General features: G+C 48.0%; 19 protein-coding genes. 1 reads left to right on the top strand and 18 read right to left on the bottom strand.

What is annotated here, in order from left to right:
* Positions 1-468 precede the first annotated feature (468 nt).
* The 16 genes from M5E81_RS05185 to M5E81_RS05110 all read right to left on the bottom strand — a co-directional run bounded on the left by M5E81_RS05185 (position 469) and on the right by M5E81_RS05110 (position 12,057).
* Positions 469-1,800 (bottom strand): RNA-binding domain-containing protein, encoded by a 1,332-nt coding sequence (locus tag M5E81_RS05185; protein WP_249748038.1) that lies wholly within the window; start codon positions 1,798-1,800, stop codon positions 469-471.
* A 127-nt stretch (positions 1,801-1,927) separates the two neighbouring features.
* Complete coding sequence (locus tag M5E81_RS05180) at positions 1,928-3,448, bottom strand: YifB family Mg chelatase-like AAA ATPase (protein WP_249748037.1); 1,521 nt, start codon at positions 3,446-3,448, stop codon at positions 1,928-1,930.
* Positions 3,449-3,467: 19 nt separating this feature from the next.
* Positions 3,468-3,839, bottom strand: coding sequence for a YraN family protein (locus M5E81_RS05175; RefSeq protein ID WP_009145920.1), 372 nt, complete (start codon positions 3,837-3,839; stop codon positions 3,468-3,470).
* Positions 3,817-4,656, bottom strand: coding sequence for a ribonuclease HII (locus M5E81_RS05170; RefSeq protein ID WP_148495349.1), 840 nt, complete (start codon positions 4,654-4,656; stop codon positions 3,817-3,819). Before M5E81_RS05170 ends, M5E81_RS05175 begins: the two co-directional genes overlap by 23 nt.
* A gap of 65 nt (positions 4,657-4,721) precedes the next feature.
* Positions 4,722-5,582 carry a ribosome biogenesis GTPase YlqF gene (gene ylqF, locus M5E81_RS05165; RefSeq protein WP_249748036.1) on the bottom strand — a complete coding sequence of 287 codons (861 nt, stop codon included), beginning with the start codon at positions 5,580-5,582 and terminating at the stop codon, positions 4,722-4,724.
* Positions 5,579-6,151, bottom strand: coding sequence for a signal peptidase I (gene lepB, locus M5E81_RS05160; protein WP_249748035.1), 573 nt, complete (start codon positions 6,149-6,151; stop codon positions 5,579-5,581). Before lepB ends, ylqF begins: the two co-directional genes overlap by 4 nt.
* 192 nt (positions 6,152-6,343) lie before the next feature.
* Complete coding sequence (gene rplS, locus M5E81_RS05155) at positions 6,344-6,685, bottom strand: 50S ribosomal protein L19 (RefSeq protein ID WP_009145924.1); 342 nt, start codon at positions 6,683-6,685, stop codon at positions 6,344-6,346.
* Positions 6,686-6,814: 129 nt separating this feature from the next.
* A complete protein-coding gene (locus tag M5E81_RS05150) occupies positions 6,815-7,390 on the bottom strand; it encodes an RNA methyltransferase (RefSeq protein WP_249748034.1) in 576 nt (191 codons plus the stop codon).
* A complete protein-coding gene (trmD, locus tag M5E81_RS05145; RefSeq protein ID WP_249748033.1) occupies positions 7,383-8,204 on the bottom strand; it encodes a tRNA (guanosine(37)-N1)-methyltransferase TrmD in 822 nt (273 codons plus the stop codon). The genes M5E81_RS05150 and trmD overlap by 8 nt, the downstream gene beginning before the upstream one ends.
* Positions 8,201-8,704: a ribosome maturation factor RimM gene (rimM, locus tag M5E81_RS05140; protein ID WP_009145927.1), complete on the bottom strand. Its 504-nt coding sequence runs from the start codon at positions 8,702-8,704 to the stop codon at positions 8,201-8,203. Before rimM ends, trmD begins: the two co-directional genes overlap by 4 nt.
* A 3-nt stretch (positions 8,705-8,707) precedes the next feature.
* Positions 8,708-9,112, bottom strand: coding sequence for a YlqD family protein (locus M5E81_RS05135; protein ID WP_009145928.1), 405 nt, complete (start codon positions 9,110-9,112; stop codon positions 8,708-8,710).
* Positions 9,113-9,131: 19 nt separating this feature from the next.
* Positions 9,132-9,359: a KH domain-containing protein gene (locus M5E81_RS05130; RefSeq protein WP_009145929.1), complete on the bottom strand. Its 228-nt coding sequence runs from the start codon at positions 9,357-9,359 to the stop codon at positions 9,132-9,134.
* A 20-nt stretch (positions 9,360-9,379) separates the two neighbouring features.
* A complete protein-coding gene (gene rpsP / locus M5E81_RS05125; RefSeq protein ID WP_009145930.1) occupies positions 9,380-9,652 on the bottom strand; it encodes a 30S ribosomal protein S16 in 273 nt (90 codons plus the stop codon).
* Positions 9,653-9,703: 51 nt separating this feature from the next.
* Positions 9,704-11,050 carry a signal recognition particle protein gene (gene ffh / locus M5E81_RS05120; RefSeq protein ID WP_009145931.1) on the bottom strand — a complete coding sequence of 449 codons (1,347 nt, stop codon included), beginning with the start codon at positions 11,048-11,050 and terminating at the stop codon, positions 9,704-9,706.
* 5 nt (positions 11,051-11,055) lie between these two features.
* A complete protein-coding gene (gene ylxM / locus M5E81_RS05115) occupies positions 11,056-11,409 on the bottom strand; it encodes a YlxM family DNA-binding protein (protein ID WP_249748032.1) in 354 nt (117 codons plus the stop codon).
* A 93-nt stretch (positions 11,410-11,502) separates the two neighbouring features.
* Positions 11,503-12,057, bottom strand: a complete 555-nt coding sequence (locus M5E81_RS05110) for a GDSL-type esterase/lipase family protein (RefSeq protein WP_249748031.1) — start codon at positions 12,055-12,057, stop codon at positions 11,503-11,505.
* Between the two features lie 367 nt (positions 12,058-12,424).
* On the opposite strand from M5E81_RS05110, the gene M5E81_RS05105 reads away from it, so the two are divergent.
* Complete coding sequence (locus tag M5E81_RS05105) at positions 12,425-13,264, top strand: Rpn family recombination-promoting nuclease/putative transposase (protein ID WP_249748030.1); 840 nt, start codon at positions 12,425-12,427, stop codon at positions 13,262-13,264.
* Between the two features lie 129 nt (positions 13,265-13,393).
* Here M5E81_RS05105 and M5E81_RS05100 read toward each other — a convergent pair whose 3' ends face one another.
* Positions 13,394-14,302 carry an HAD family hydrolase gene (locus M5E81_RS05100; RefSeq protein ID WP_249748029.1) on the bottom strand — a complete coding sequence of 303 codons (909 nt, stop codon included), beginning with the start codon at positions 14,300-14,302 and terminating at the stop codon, positions 13,394-13,396.
* Positions 14,303-14,350: 48 nt separating this feature from the next.
* Positions 14,351-15,355, bottom strand: a complete 1,005-nt coding sequence (locus tag M5E81_RS05095) for an HNH endonuclease domain-containing protein (RefSeq protein ID WP_249748028.1) — start codon at positions 15,353-15,355, stop codon at positions 14,351-14,353.
* Between the last annotated feature and the right edge of the window lie 148 nt (positions 15,356-15,503).

The following is a 15,503-nucleotide window of genomic DNA, read 5'->3' as shown; positions in this document are numbered from 1 at the left end:
GTTATACAAAAAAGCCTGTCCTGAAGCTGCTTAGCTTTTCTAAGCAATTCCAAGGACAGGCTGTAAATACTTATACCTGCGGTACCACCTTATTTCGTCGCTATCGCGACGCGCTCTCGCAGAGTGCCATCACACTCCTCACCTTTAACGCCGGTGTTGCGTTGCCGAATACTCTCGCCGAAGCGATTTGACAGCACCCTCAACGGTCCATTTATCAGCCTGCATCTCTATCCGGCTCCCACCTGCCCGAACTCTCTGTAAGCGCATCTGCTGACTTGATCTCCGTCTCAACGGTTTGTGGTTTTTTTGAAGTTGTGCCTAGTTTACCACTGCGTATATCTTTCGTCAACACCTTTGTACAAAAACTTGCAGATTTTTTTATTTCGGGAAACTTTTGTAAAGCTGTTTACAGATTTGTAACAAAAAACGCTCTGCGTACTACCGTCAGTAATACGCAAAGCGTTGACTTCACCTGCTGATATACTTTCTGCTTCTCCCTACTCCGATAGGCGTCAGCCTGCCTGCATCGCACAGCTCCTGCAAAAGCATATAGGCCTTAGTTGTTTTCACCTGCAAGGCATCCTCAACCTGCTTGCGAGTAACATAGCCCTGCATAGCAGCCAGCTGCATTACTTTGTCCTTTTCATCCGCAAAGCCATAGCATTCCTGCGTTTCGCTGATGCTAAACTCCTTGGCCTGCACCTCATTAATATTGGGCAAAATAACCTTAAAGCCACCATAAACCGCAATAAATTCCGGCCTTGCCGCAGTATCCAAATAGCTCTGCTGAATTTTTTCAATCCCCGTACCAAAGCTCTCAATTAAGCGCAAGCGGTAGAACACGGCAGCCAGTGCAGGATTGCGCGTCTGCGATACGCCGATGAAAATTGTTTCCATTTTTAAGCCAGTGACGAGTCCTCCCAAAGAGATAAACTCAATGCGGTCATCGTAAATATTAACCAACGTGCTGCCGCTGAAGCTGTAATCACGGTGCACAAGGCAGTTCAGCAGCACCTCGCGCACAGCCTCAGGCGGATAATCCTGCGTATCTACACGCTCCAAGCCGTGAAAGGTTGCCTTAGTCTTATTATAATTATCTATAAATGCGTAAGCATCGTAAAGCTGCTGCAGCAAAGAGCCGGTAAACTCACGTCTATCGCGAAAAACCGCTCTCGTACTGCCCTGAAAAACCGCAACCTTCAGCGAATGCTCGCACTGCTCGGACAGCAGCAGCGCCAGATTTGTGTACAGGCCATCGTCACCGATGAGCTTAAGAGTGCGCAGCTGCGCCTCATCCAATTTCAGCTCACGCTGCCGAAAATGCTTGCGCAAAGCAGTAAAGGTCAGCTCCTGCTGCATACTGCGCATGCTTTCATAGCTTTTACCGTTAACCTCTATCAGCATACGGCGAATGCCTTCATCGCTCAGCTGCTGGTTGCTGCTGCCCTGCCTGATATAAACACCACTGGGCTTTAAGCCTTTTTCACGAATATAATACGGTCTGCTCGTGCCGTTTTGCACCGCAACCTTAATAATCTGTTTACCTTCTTTGGTAACTGCGCGTATTTTGACAAACGGCATAACATCCGGTGCAATGCTGTCCTTAAGCGTATTGGCTGTCTGCTGCATTACATCGTCTACGTTTGGCAGACCGACAACCTCTCCTGCATCATTTATGCCGATATATAAAATTCCGCCCTCTGTATTGGCAAAAGCAACTACTGTTTTTTTGATGTCACTGACATACAGCTCTTTAAACTCTCTGTCGATATTCTCATACGCAAGTGTTTCTTTTGTCATTAGCTTTCGTTCCTTTCGTTTTCTTTTATTTTACATCATTTTAAGAAAGAAAGCAACAAAAAACGCTCTGCGTACTACCGTCAGTAATATGCAGAGCGTTAAGCTTACCTGCTTCGAAGCCTGCTCCTTACTGCCGCACGCTGGTGCGCAGCTGAATGGCCTCCGCCAGATGCACCGCCTCAATGTTCTCGCTGCCCGCAAGGTCCGCAATCGTGCGTGCCACCTTAAGGATACGGTCATGGCTGCGGGCGCTGAGGTTGAGCATATTAAAGTAACGCTCCATAACATTCTGCGCCGCCGCGTCCAGCTGGCAATATTTAACAACCTCGCTCCGGCCCATCTGCGCATTGCAGTGCATCCCCAAGGCTTCCAAGCGCTCCTGCTGCAGCAGTCGCGCCTTCACCACGCGTTCGCGGATGGCAGCCGAAGATTCGCCCTTTTCCTTCGTTTTCAGCTCGCTGAACTCCACCCTGCTCAGGTTTATCTGCATATCGATTCTGTCCATCAGCGGACCGGAAATCTTACGTTTATAGCTGTCAATTTCCGATTGTTTACATGAACAGCGGTGCACCGAATCACCGAGGAACCCACAGGGGCAAGGATTTTGAGCAGCGCATAAAATAAACTTGCTCGGGAAGGTCATTGCCGCCCTGACGCGCGAAATACTCACCTCTCCATCCTCCAGCGGCTGACGCAGCATCTCCAACGTAGCACGTTCAAACTCCGGCAGCTCGTCCAAAAAGAGTACGCCGTTGTGCGCCAGCGTCACCTCTCCCGGGCGTGGTGTACTGCCGCCGCCAAGCAAGGCGCTGCCGCTGATGCTGTGATGTGGACTGCGGAACGGACGCTCCAGCATGACACTGTCGGCCTGCGGCAAAAGTCCCACGATGCTGTAAATCTTAGTAACCTCCAGCGCCTCGGCCTCCGTCATCGGCGGCAGAATCGTCACCAAACGGCGTGCCAGCATCGTTTTCCCGCAGCCAGGAGAACCCACCATCAGGATACTGTGACCGCCGGCGGCAGCAATCTCCAACGCTCTGCGTGCTACAAGCTGGCCTTTGACGTCAGCAAAATCCACATGATAAATCCTGTTATTGTTCTGCAGAATATTTTCCTTCGGCAGCGGCGTCAGCGTGTTCTTCCCCTTCAGGTGCTCCACCAGCTCCTTTAAGGTTGCCACCGTATACACATCAATACCATGAATCAACTTGCCCTCGGCAGCATTGGCCTGCGGAATATACACCTCCTGCGCCCCGCACTTCTTGGCATCCATAATCATGGAAAGCACGCCGGAAACCTTGCGGATTCTGCCGTCCAGCGACAGCTCGCCGATGAAAACCTTGTTCTCCAGCTTTTCCGGCTCCAGAATTCTGCCGCAGGTCATCAGGCCTATGGCAATCGGCAAGTCAAGGCCGCTGCCTTCCTTACGCAAATCTGCGGGCGCCAGATTGACCGTAATGCGCGTCATCGGGAAGGGATAATCGGAATTACGCAGCGCCGCCTTCACGCGCTCCTTGGACTCACGCACAGCCATCGCCGGCAGTCCCACAAGATCAAAGCTGGGCAAGCCGTTGCTCACGTCCACCTCAACCAAAATCTGTACACCATCAATACCACAAGTTGTTTCGCCAAGAATCTGTGCAAACATTATCAACACTCCGTTTCTTTTAAAAGCAGTGCGGCCAATGCCTGATGCTGATAGCCGCAGTGCTTTCAATGATAATTTCTACTACATCAAAGGAAAGCACCGGCGGCTGCTCCAGCAGACCTCTGCATTGGAGATAATATTCAGCGCAACGATGAATTTTTCTTTGCTTTGCCGGTGTCACGGCCTCTATCGGTCTGCCGAACCGGGTAGAAGCACGTGTCTTGACCTCTATGAAGCTGATACAGCCACTTTTTTCAACAATAAGATCAATCTCACCATAACGGTGACAGCGAAAGTTGCGGGCTAACAGTTTATAACCCATATTTTGCAGATAGCGGCAGGCAAAATCTTCGCCGTATTTCCCAAGACTACTCCTCGACGGGGTACTCATAGTTATCCGTCTGCGGAGCATAGAGGATATTTTCCTCAGCAGCCACCAGCGGCAGCTGCATGCTCTTCACAGGCTCAAAGCTGCGGCGGTGCCAGCGTGTGGCTCCCAGCTCGCTCACAGCCTGCATATGCGCGCCGCTGCCATAGCCCTTGTTATGCGCAAAGCCGTAGGCAGGATAAACAAGATCAAGGCGCTCCATGATGCGGTCACGGGTTACCTTCGCAATAATCGAAGCAGCGGCAATAGAAGCGCTCAGCGCATCACCGTGCACCACGGATTCAATCTTCATACCTGGAACCTTCACCGGCATAGCGTCAATCAGCGCTGCCTGCGGACGGCAGTGCAGGTTTTCCAGCACCTGCGCCATGCCCTGCTGTGTAGCGTAGTAAATATTCAGCTCATCAATATTGCTGACGCTGACGATGTTCACCTCGATATCCAGCGCCTTGGCCATAACCTCGTTATACAGCATATCGCGCTTAGCAGCGGAAAGCTGCTTGGAATCGTTCAGTCCGCTGATAAACACATCCTTGGGCAGAATAACGGCAGCGATAACCAGCGGTCCTGCCAAAGGTCCGCGTCCTGCCTCATCTACGCCGGCAATCAGCTCGCAGCCCTCGTCATACAGCTCGCGTTCCAATTTCAGCATCGCCGTGAAGCGCTCCTTCTCCGCCGCCGCCTTCTCCAGACGCTTGTTGTATGCTGCCAGCAGCTTCTGTACTCCCTTGCGCTCGTCTGCTGCCAATGTCGCCAGCTGCTCCGCCGTCGGTGCTCCTGCCAGCAGCTCCTTGATTTCGGTAATATTCATCTTCTGTATCCCCCTTAACATTTATTTTTGCATAAAGAAAAACCGCCCTGCGGCGGTTTTTATGGCACGACAAATCAAGGCTCGTCGATTGTAAACCGCCCTAAACGTCCTGCTCGGAAATCTCTGAGTACAAGCTGAACCACCTTATCGATGTCAAGCTGTCCACCAGACTTCAGACAACCTCTGGCAACGGCAATCTTCGCCATAACGGCGTTGACATCATCACCCTGCTCGAGGCTTACTGCATATTTATTTTGCAAATCCTGAGGATATTTGCGTATCAACAGATCAAGCAGCAGCTCTACGGCCTGCTCCCTGTCGAATACATCCTCCTTGATGGCACCGGTAACGGCAAGCGCAAAGCCCACCGACGGGTCATCAAACTTAGGCCAGAGTACACCCGGCGTATCCAAAAGCTCTAAGCCCTTGGCAATCGTTACCCACTGCTGTCCGCGTGTTACACCCGGCTTATCGGCAGCCATTACCTTGTTCTTGCCTACGAGGCGGTTAATCAGGGTAGACTTGCCGACGTTCGGAATACCTACAATCATAACGCGGACGGGACGGTTGCGCACGCCCTTCTTCAGCCATTTATCAATCACCGGCTTCGCAGCCAGCTGAACTGCACTGATAAGCTGCTTGACGCCCTTACCGGTAGCGCAGTCAATCTTGCACACAGGCAGACCGCTGTGCTTGATTTTTTCCAGCCACACATCAGTCTGAGCCTTGTCTGCCATATCAATCTTGTTCAGTGCGATAACCTTCGGCTTGCTGCCAAGGATATCCTGCAGCATGGGGTTGGTACTGGAGCGAGGAATACGCGCATCCAGCATCTCCACAACAACGTCAACCAGCTTAATCTGGCTTTCCATCATGCGCTTCGCCTTGGTCATATGACCGGGGAACCACTGAATCTTAAAATCCTCCAGCATCATTCGCCCATACCCGTATCAGCCTTCAGCACGCGCATCTTGTCCAGCGGCCAGAAAGCTAGCAGCGCACGTCCCTTAACAAGCTTCAGCGGCACAAAGCCAACGTCGGCAAAACGGCTGTCCTCAGAGTTATTACGATTATCACCTAATACAAAGATGGTATCCTTGGGAACAACTACCTTGCGGTAATCGGAAATATTTTTGCCCTTCGGGTCATTGTGGTAGATATAGGTTTCGTTCAGCTGCTTGCCGTTGACGAATACCTTGCCCTGCTGCATCTCCACAGTGTCACCGCCAACTGCGATAACGCGCTTGATAAAGTCACGGGTCTGGTCCTTGGGGAAGCGGAAAACTACGATTTCGCCCTTCTTCGGGTCGGTAACAAAGTAGCTCAGCTTATCAACGACAAGACGCTCATGGTTTACCAGAGTAGGATACATAGAGGAGCCTTCTACCATATAAGGCTCTACCAAAAAGGTGCGGATGCAGAATGCCAGTGCTACCGCAATAATAATCGAAACAAGCCAATCACTGGCAGAATCCTGCCAGGAGGTTTCACTTTTCTTGCTCAACTAATGAGCCTCCTCTCTATCGCCGGCACAGGCCGGATTTTTAACTACAATAATATAGATATATTGTAGCATAGATTGCAGCTTCAGTTATGACATAATTGTAAATTTGCTTTATTTTAAAGCATAAATGCTTCATAACGTAATAAAAGGGACCGTACTACTACAGTCCCTTTTACTATAAACAAAGATTGATTAGCGTTTTTCTCTGATACGAGCAGCTTTACCAGTCAGTTTGCGCAGATAATACAGTTTAGCACGGCGAACGATACCAACGCGTGCTACAACAATTTTCTCAATACGCGGGCTGTGAACCGGGAAAGTTCTTTCTACGCCAACGCCGTAAGAAATACGACGAACGGTGAAGTTTTCACGAACGCCGGAGCCACTGCGGGAAATTACAACGCCTTCAAACAGCTGAACGCGCTCGCGGGTACCCTCGACGATTTTGCAATAAACTTTAACGGTGTCGCCTGCTTTAAACTCAGGGATGTCGGAACGAAGTTGTTCTTGTTCCAGTACTTCAATAATGTTCATAGTTTCCTCCTAAATCATAGACGTTCATGTGCGAACTCCACAGCGGACCGTCCGTATTACACAACGTAAATTGTATCATAGACAACCAATTTATGCAAGAGAAAAGTGTATAATTTCTTGCATTTTTCTTTAATTTTTTTCCCACCAGGGCTCGCCTGCAAGCCTGTCCAGAATAATGGCTGCGGCACTGCGCACGCAAAGATGATTATAGTCACACGGGCCGTAAACAGGCTCCAGAATATAATCAAATTTGGCCATAGTTTCCGCCTCGATGCCAAAGCCTGTGCCGAACAAAAGCAGCACCGGTCTGTCACCCTCCTGCAGCTGCTTGCGCATAAAGCTGTAGGAAACGGTGTTGGGATAAATGCGTGCATCCGTAGTGACAACGTAAGGCTGCTTGCCTGTGCGCTCTGCTATCGTCTGCACCGCACTTGCGATATCAGGCTGCCACAGCACACGGCTCAGCGCGTCAGCACGGTCGGGGTTATACACCTTGCCATAGCCCTCCTGCCAGTAGGAAAGTATCTTGTCGATAATCTGCTTCTGGACCTCCAGCGGATGGATGATGTAATAGCCCTGCACGTTATAAGTGCGGCAGGTACGCGATATATCGTGGATATCAAAGTTAGTCACCGCGCCGGCGATAACGTTCATGCGCTTGTTGTAGATAGGATAATGGACCAGGCCAACATATAAATCAGCCATTCGCCTCATCCTCCTTCACCTCGGCGCTTGCGCGTTTTTCCTGCTCGGCAGCGATTTCAGCACGCAGCTCCTCATAGAAGCGGCGCTCCGATTTTTTCATTTTATAGGGCAAGCGGCCTGTCAAAAGCTCCTTCTGCTCCGCACTCAAAAGGTCGGGACGCAGAGCAAGCGTTGCTTTGAGCGACTGCTTCAGGCGCCAGCTGTTAATCAGCGCATGGTTGCCGCTGCGCAGCACCTCAGGCACCTCCATGCCCTCAAAGTTCACCGGACGGGTGTACTGCGGGTATTCCAGAAGACCGGTGCTGAAGGAATCCTCCTCCGCACTTTCAATCTTACCCAGTACGCCAGGAATAAAGCGGGAAATTGCATCCATCACAATAATGGCAGGCATTTCGCCGCCGGTGAGCACATAATCGCCGATAGACAGCTTTTCATCAACCCAATAGAAGATGCGCTCGTCAAAGCCCTCGTAATGACCGCAGACGAAGATGAAATCCTGGCCGCTGTGGGCATATTCCTCGACGATGCTCTGCTTCAGCGTGCGTCCTCCCGGACACATGGCAATAACGCGGGCATTCGGCAGCTGCTCCTTCGCCTTGCGGATAGCAGCCACCATAGGCTCGGGCTTCAGCACCATGCCTGCACCGCCGCCGAAGGGAGAATCATCCACCGTGCGATGCACGTCATGCGTAAAATCGCGCGGATTGATGCAGCTCACCTCAATCAGGCCCTTGGAGGCAGCGCGCTGCAGAATACTGTGGCTTGCAGCCTGCTCAATCTGTTCGGGAAATAAGGTTACAAATAAAAACTTCATTCTGCCTCAACCCACTCAGGCAGCTCCACGACAATGCGCTTTTCTGCCAGATTGATTTCCTTGACATATTTCTTCAGTGCCGGCAGCAGGTAATCCTTCTGACCGGGGACAGCGATAACATAAACATCGTTGCTGCCTGTGCTCAGTGCGTCCTTAAAGGTACCGATTTGCTCGCCCTGCTCGTCATAAACAGGCAGGCCGATGAGGTCGGCAACGTAAAAGCGTCCTTCCTCCAGCTCCGGCAGGTCCTCAGCGTTAATGCTTACCTCCATACCGCGCAGCAGCTCGGACTCGTTCATGCTTTTGATTTCGGCAGTAGTCACCAGCACCATTCTTTTATGAAAGCGTGCTGCTTTCACGGTCAGCTTGCGACCGTCCGGCAGCAGCAGATAATCCAGGTCTAAAAATTGTTCCGGCTTATCGGTTAACGGCAATATACGAATATCGCCCCGCACACCGTGCGGAGCGACAATTTTGCCAATAACTATTTGGTTTTCCATGGATTATTCGCGGAAAGCGATAACCTTACCGTCTTCAGTAAGGATTTCTGCGCCCATCAGGGTATCAATATTGGTGCCTACGGTAATTTCTACAGTACGCTCCAGGGTACCATGACCAATTTCAGCGCCCAGCTCCAGAGCTTCCGCTCTTTTCAGCTTAGCCTCTGCTTCTTGTTTGGCAGCAGTACGCTTATTTCTTTCGATGTCAATTTGTTCGCGCAAAGCCGGAAGCACGCTCAAATCGCTGGCAGCCTGATGCAATGCTTTTTTAGCCTGGAACTCGAATTGCTCCAGATCAAGCTCCATATTCTTTATGGTATTTTGGAGATCTCCAACAATTTTCAACTTTAAATCTTCAGTAACTTTTGCTTTAACAGCGACGGGAACCCTAACGATCATTTTATCCATAGCGATATACCATCCTCAATCAAATAATTTCGACAATGACTTTCACATTCTCACGGGTTGCTACTGCTTTCATAACAGTTCTGATAGCTTTTGCGATACGGCCCTGTTTTCCAATAACCTTACCCATATCTTCAGAAGCAACATGGAGGCGAAGCACCGTTGTTGTACCGGTTGTCTCCTCCTCCACTACTACTGCAGAGGGATCATTTACAAGAGATTTGGCCATAACTTCTACCAATTCCTTCATGTAGATCACGCCCCCTCAAATTATTTTGCTGCTTTAGCTTCAGCAAATTTTTTCATGATACCATCCTTGCTGAACAGGTTTTTAACGGTATCAGTCGGTTGAGCGCCTTTGTTCATCCAGTCGATAGCTTTCTCAGCATCGATTTTTACGCTAGCCGGTTGAACGGTGGAATCGTAGTAACCGATAGATTCGATGAAACGACCATCACGAGGAGAACGAGCGTCTGCAACAACAATACGATAGAAAGGAGCTTTTTTAGCGCCCATACGTTTTAAACGGATTTTAACTGCCATGTTGATTTTCACCTCCTTAAATTAATATCTCACAACATGGAACTTTCTTTATTATCTGCCAAACGGCAGCTTGAAGCCGCCTTTGGAAGCAAACTTTGCCATACCCTGCATACGCTTCATCATCTTCTTGCTTTCTTCGAAGTTCTTCAGAAGCTTATTGACATCCTGTACACGCATGCCGCAGCCTGCAGCGATACGTTTACGACGGCTGCCGTTGATGATTTCGGGTTTTTGTCTTTCCTTCTTGGTCATGGAGCGGATGATTGCTTCGATGCGGTCGAATTCCTTTTCGTCCACATTAGCTTCCTTCAGCTTCTGGCTGATGCCGCCCATGCCGGGGATTAAGCCTAAGATGGTTTCCAGAGAACCCAGCTTTTTAACCTGCTGCATCTGGTCCAGGAACTGCTCTAAGGTAAATTCATCCTTACGCAGCTTTTTCTCCATCTCCAGTGCCTTGGCGAGGTCTGTTGTAGACTGAATTTTTTCTACCAGAGTCAGGATATCGCCCATGCCCAGAATACGGGAAGCCATACGATCCGGATGGAAGGGCTCCAGAGCATCCAGCTTTTCGCCCAAACCGATCAGCTTAACCGGCTTGCCGGTAACAGCCTTTACGGAAAGCACCGCACCACCGCGGGCATCACCATCAAGCTTGGTAACAATCAGGCCGTCAATGCCCAATTCCTTGTCAAAGCTCTCGGCAACGGTTACTGCATCCTGACCGGTCATAGCATCTACAACCAGCAGAATTTCCTGAGGATGAACAGCGCCTTTAATGTTGCGCAGCTCCTCCATCAGCTCTTCATTTATATGTAAGCGGCCTGCGGTATCGATGATTACCGTATCGCATGCCAGGCTATGTGCTTTTTCCATGGCCTTTTGGGCAATTTCTACAGGAGAAACCTTGTCGCCCAGAGTAAATACCGGCACATTCAGCTGCTCGCCCAAAACCTGTAGCTGAGTAATAGCAGCAGGACGGTAAACGTCGCCTGCAACCAGCAACGGTTTTTTGTGCTTGCGCTTCAGGTAGTTGGCCAGCTTACCGGCGGTAGTGGTTTTACCTGCGCCCTGCAGACCAACCAGCATGATAACTGTCGGCGGTTTGGGAGCAACAGTGAGCTTGCTTTGGGTACCGCCCAAAAGCTCAATCAGCTCTTCGTTAACAATCTTGATAATCTGCTGATGCGGATTCAGGCCTTCGCCGATCGCTTCACCAACAGCGCGCTCTTTAACCTTGGCTACAAAGTCCTTAACAACCTTGAAGTTAACGTCGGCCTCTAAAAGCGCCATACGCACTTCGCGCATAGGAGCCTTTAAATCTTCCTCAGTCAGCTTGCCGTTGCCGCGGAACATCTTTAATGCATTTTGTAATCTTTCAGATAAACTTTCAAATGCCATTCTATCTACCTACCTTCACTGCAAAGCTCTTTCAGCATTTGCACGGCCTCGTCTTTTTTTGCCTCATCCGGAGTTTCCAGCAAATCAATTGCCTGCTGCAGCTTAGCATGCAGCTCCTCCTCGCGGCTTAGCACCTTCAGTGATGCTTCATAACGTTCTAGCAGCTGCTCAACACGCTTGAGCAGGTCGTGGACAGCCTGACGCGAAACGCCCAGCTCCTCCGAAATCTCACTCAGAGACAAGTCGTCATAGAAATACAGTCCCAGGCATTGCTTCTGCTTAGCTGTCAGAAGACCGCCGTAAATATCAAAGAGCCTGCCTAAGCGCATACGCTGCGCAAAAATTTCTTCTGCTGACATATTTATCCCTCTCGAAATTTAGTCGACTATGTAAGTATAAAGCATAAAGCGATGCTTGTCAAGTATTTTTACTTGTCACCTTTAAAAATTTTTCTAAGCCTCTTTTTCGTTCTTCAGCCACTTCCAGATCAGCGGCGCTGCATAGCTTCCCATCGCCTCATACGTCTGGGACTTAGGATGAATGCCGTCAACGTAGGCCTTGAAGCGTGCCCCGGCGTCCATGCCGATGGCAGGCTGCAAATCCAGCAGGAAGGCCTTGCCGCCGCAGATATGCTCTGCCTCCTGCCGCAGGTTCAGCAGCTGACGGTTGAGCGCCTGCTCCGTACTGATGAACGGCAGCACTACGCACAGGCTGTACTGCTTTTCCTCGCACCACTCCAGCACACGCTTGTAATCGCGGCTGATATCCTCAATGCGGCGTCCCTGCAGAATGTCGTTGGCCCCGCCGAGGAAGATAACGTGATGCACATATTCCGGCAGCGCGTACTGGCGCATGCGGTAGATGATATCATCGCAGCAGTCACCACAGACGCCGTAATTGAGCATTTTAATCTGCGTAAGCTTTTCCACCTGAGCGGTCCAGGAATAGCGTGGGCCGAAGGGAAAGCCCTGCACCAGAGAATCGCCGTAACAGGCAACGTATTTCATGATAATCGCTCCTCACGTTGGTTTTTCTACATATTATTATAGCATAGATGGCGGAGGAATAGTAAAGGCGTTCTATCCACTACCTTGACATTCCCCCATATTTCAAGTACACTTAAACTAAGTTCTTGAAAACCGCAAGTAAGCTTACGCATCCGGCTCATTTACCTGCGGACAATTAAATAAGCAGTATATCCTGCAGATGTACCTTTTCTGCAGAAGCTTAAGCAAGGCCATTTATATTTATATGGTACATTCTAAGAGTAGTACAAACTGACGATTTTTAATCGCCAGAGTACTGCTCTTTTTTGTTTTTGCGCTGCTTATGTATTTTTTACTTTATCTGTGTTAAAATGAAAGGAGAAAAACCATGCAAGACCTGGCAACAAAATTTGCAAACCTGACAATCCAAAGCGACTTCATCTTCAAGAAGGTTATGTCGCGCAAGCGCATCTGCAAGCATCTGCTGGAGGAGCTGCTGCAGATAGAAATTGCGGATATCAACTATCTGGAGGCAGAAAAGACGCTTGAGCCTGAGTACACCAGCCGTGGCATCCGCCTTGATATAATCGTAGCGGATGATAAAAACACGCATTATAATCTGGAAATGCAGGTAAAAAACAAGAAGAATCCCGATACGGACACCTACGTTCTGCCTAAGCGTTCCCGTTATTACCAGGCGCTGCTTGATATTGATTTGCTGCAGAAGGGACAGCCGTATGACCTGCTGCCACCGACATTTATCATTTTTATCTGCGTTTTTGATTTCTTTGAACAGGATCATTACGTTTATACCTTTAAAAAGTGTTGTCTGGAAAATCGGGAGTTGGAGCTTTCCGATGAAGCAACCACCATGATTTTAAACACGAAAGGTACGCATGGCGATATTTCTAAAGACATCAAGAGCTTTTATGATTATGTAAACAACCACATTGTAACTACTGATTTCACTAAGCAGATTGACGACGAAATCAGCTATCTCAAATTAGATACGAAAGTGAGGCGAGAATTTATGCTTATGGAAGCACGTTTATTAGATGAAAGACGTGAAGGCGAAGCTGTGGGTATTGCCAAAGGCGAAGCTAAAGAGAAACTCGCTACTGCTAAGCGTCTTTTCCGCATGGGACTTTCCGTGCAGGATATCGCCAAGGCTACTTCTCTCCCGATTGAGCAGGTTGAAGCATTGCAAGCTGAGCAGTCCTGCAAATAATTTTTTTGCTGTCATGCAAAAGGCGTTCTACCGCAGTTCGGTAGAACGCCTTTTGTGTTTTGGTGCTCTTATGTTGTCAATTTGGACGCCCTAAATTCACTGATGCATCACAACACCTTCATATTCTGCTTAATTAAGGTGCTTAGGCACAGATGATGATGAAGCACATATCCTAGCCTTTTCATCAGCAAGTATCTGCTTGCCCATCTGTCTGATTTTATCAGTAATCCACATATAGGCTGTAGTATCCGGAGTGTAATCAGCTTCGCCATACATATCCACCCTGCCGTTAGCACGCATCTGGTCAACCTGCTGCATTGCCCTGTAATCGCCTTTGGGATAAATAGCAAAGGTAAGACCACCGTTTTGTTTAACCACAGAAAACGCAGGTATATCGCTGGGACCATCAGCAATATAAATCATATGCTCAAATTGTACACGGCGCATAGACTTTTCAATTTGGGAATTGACGTCTATATCCGGCACCTTGCCTATCCCCTTATTTATTTCAAACAGGGCACGTGTTTTAGTAGTGTTATCAATCGTGTAGACCGCTTCACTTATAACACTGCCACCATTGCCATCCGGTCCATCAAGAAGCTCGCATCCCCAAATTCCATCTATCCATGGCATCAGAGAAGTTCCACGGATAGTTTCCGCAAAGCCTGTGCTTACAATGTAGTTTTCTACTTTGATGCCATATTCGGCGTATTCAGCATCATACTTAAACGTTTCCTTGATGGTTTTGAGCAGCGCCTCTACTCCCGGATAGAACTTTTGCTCACGTCCTGCCTCCAGCAGCGCAGCGTTGTTAAGTCCGGGTAGGGTTCCGTTATGAGCACATTTAATGAAATAGTTGACATAATAGGTATCTTTATTAACTCTGTAGGCTATTTTAGAGCATTTTTCTCTGTCCGCCTCCATGTCAGCCCAAAACTTTGCAGCGTCAACATTATATTTTTTAAAGATAGGATCCTGCATATATCCATCTACAAGAGTCCTGTCAAAGTCCCAAATAACAGCTATGACATTAGCCATAATCAGCACCATCCTTATTACTTTTTACTTTGCGTTAACACGCTCCACTTATATAGCTGGCTGCCAACCAACCTCAAAACCATTGAATGCAGCACTTTTATACATCTCTGGTAGTCTGTCATCATTGTAACCATAAAAATCATCCTGAAAAGCATTCATCAACTCAGCTTTTGCAAGAATTTCCTTATTACGAGTGACTATTCTTGTCATATAAAAGGGAACCGTAAGTTTGTCACGCTTGCTGCCATTGCATTTTTTGCAAGACTGTACAAAATTCCACATTTTATCGTCCTTTACAAATGACCAAGGAATAAAATGATCAACCTCACAGGTTCCGTTCAATTCAGCGCCACAATAAAAACAGGTATGCTCATGTAAATCATTAAAGAGAAAGGTCCTATACTTGCTTAAGTCCACCCTTTGCGAAGAATCATCCAGACAGCCTGCAATATTATACGCCAAATCCTTATCATTAACGCTTTCCAGAAATTTAATCCATTCAAAATAATTAAGCTTACCAATAATATACGCGTACTTTACCAAGAAAATATAGGCAAAATAACTAAACTGGATTTTTGTCTTATCCTTATCGAATCCATAAATAATATAACGAAAATCTGTACAAAGCGCACCAACTACATATTTTGAACATTCCTTCACTACTCCAAGAATCAGCCTATCTTTTTCAATCTGCGTAAGACGTTCAAACGGCATTTCTGAGCATACACAATTATTGGCACTTATTTCATTAATCAGAGTAGCTATAGCTGATTTCGTACCGCTTCCCTGACGAATCTGGTTCAGATGGTGTTTTACTATCAAATTCCAGTAAATTTCTGTGAATCTGCTGAAAATATCTATCATCGACAGTTCAAGTCTTTCATTAACGTTATAGATATTATCTAAAATGGATTTTAGGAAACAGAATTTGTAGCTAGTTCTAAATTTTGTTCTTGTATTAAAGAGATTGTTAATAGCGCTCCACAATTCGTCATCTGAATGAAAACTATTATCTATTTGATGTTCTTTTAATAACCATCCAGGTACTGTCAATTCAATCACCTACTTTAATCTGTCTGTATTCATATTTATTCGCTGGCGAAAGAAAATTTCCTGCTGGGGATTGGGGGGAACAGCGGCGGTTATATCCTGTTAGCTAGAAAAAATCTGCGCATACTACATGTCTACGCAGATTGATAGG

It is taken from the genome of Phascolarctobacterium succinatutens, assembly GCF_023497905.1.
Taxonomy (GTDB): domain Bacteria; phylum Bacillota; class Negativicutes; order Acidaminococcales; family Acidaminococcaceae; genus Phascolarctobacterium_A; species Phascolarctobacterium_A succinatutens.
Note: the sequence above shows the minus strand (reverse complement) of the source record. Positions and strands in the feature narration are given on the sequence as shown.

Bases quoted from the DNA above. Each gene is read 5' to 3' on its own strand.
- ffh (WP_009145931.1), bottom strand. From the start codon at position 11,050: ATGGCATTTGAAAGTTTATCTGAAAGATTACAAAATGCATTAAAGATG.
- rpsP (WP_009145930.1), bottom strand. From the start codon at position 9,652: ATGGCAGTTAAAATCCGTTTAAAACGTATGGGCGCTAAAAAAGCTCCT.
- trmD (WP_249748033.1), bottom strand. From the start codon at position 8,204: ATGAAGTTTTTATTTGTAACCTTATTTCCCGAACAGATTGAGCAGGCT.
- M5E81_RS05185 (WP_249748038.1), bottom strand. From the start codon at position 1,800: ATGACAAAAGAAACACTTGCGTATGAGAATATCGACAGAGAGTTTAAA.
- ylxM (WP_249748032.1), bottom strand. From the start codon at position 11,409: ATGTCAGCAGAAGAAATTTTTGCGCAGCGTATGCGCTTAGGCAGGCTC.
- M5E81_RS05110 (WP_249748031.1), bottom strand. From the start codon at position 12,057: ATGAAATACGTTGCCTGTTACGGCGATTCTCTGGTGCAGGGCTTTCCC.
- ylqF (WP_249748036.1), bottom strand. From the start codon at position 5,582: ATGATGCTGGAGGATTTTAAGATTCAGTGGTTCCCCGGTCATATGACC.
- rimM (WP_009145927.1), bottom strand. From the start codon at position 8,704: ATGGAAAACCAAATAGTTATTGGCAAAATTGTCGCTCCGCACGGTGTG.
- M5E81_RS05180 (WP_249748037.1), bottom strand. From the start codon at position 3,448: ATGTTTGCACAGATTCTTGGCGAAACAACTTGTGGTATTGATGGTGTA.
- M5E81_RS05100 (WP_249748029.1), bottom strand. From the start codon at position 14,302: ATGGCTAATGTCATAGCTGTTATTTGGGACTTTGACAGGACTCTTGTA.
- M5E81_RS05150 (WP_249748034.1), bottom strand. From the start codon at position 7,390: ATGGCTGATTTATATGTTGGCCTGGTCCATTATCCTATCTACAACAAG.
- M5E81_RS05130 (WP_009145929.1), bottom strand. From the start codon at position 9,359: ATGAAGGAATTGGTAGAAGTTATGGCCAAATCTCTTGTAAATGATCCC.
- M5E81_RS05175 (WP_009145920.1), bottom strand. From the start codon at position 3,839: ATGAGTACCCCGTCGAGGAGTAGTCTTGGGAAATACGGCGAAGATTTT.
- rplS (WP_009145924.1), bottom strand. From the start codon at position 6,685: ATGAACATTATTGAAGTACTGGAACAAGAACAACTTCGTTCCGACATC.
- M5E81_RS05105 (WP_249748030.1), top strand. From the start codon at position 12,425: ATGCAAGACCTGGCAACAAAATTTGCAAACCTGACAATCCAAAGCGAC.
- M5E81_RS05135 (WP_009145928.1), bottom strand. From the start codon at position 9,112: ATGGATAAAATGATCGTTAGGGTTCCCGTCGCTGTTAAAGCAAAAGTT.